1 protein-coding gene is annotated in these 240 nt (G+C 70.0%); it reads left to right on the top strand.

What is annotated here, in order from left to right:
- Positions 1–240 (top strand): PfkB family carbohydrate kinase (locus NLU14_RS22810; protein WP_275710906.1); only part of this gene is annotated, 240 nt, incomplete at both ends.

Here is a 240-nt window from a genome sequence, read left to right as displayed (position 1 = left end):
CGACGACCAGCTGGGCCAGGTCTTCGCGCACGACATCCGCGCCGCCGGCGTCGATTTCGACACCGCGGTGCGCCCCGGCCAGCCCGCCACCGCGCGCTGCCTGATCTTCGTCACGCCCGACGGGCAGCGCACGATGAACACCTTTCTCGGCGCCTCGCAGTTCCTGCCGGCCGCCGCGCTCGACGAGCAGCTGATCGCCAATGGCGCGATCCTGTATCTCGAGGGCTATCTGTGGGATCC

This window comes from Marinobacter iranensis (assembly GCF_029207565.1).
Classification (GTDB): domain Bacteria; phylum Pseudomonadota; class Gammaproteobacteria; order Pseudomonadales; family Oleiphilaceae; genus Marinobacter; species Marinobacter iranensis.
The sequence above is the reverse complement of the archived record's forward strand: the minus strand, read 5'-3'. Positions and strand labels throughout refer to the sequence as shown.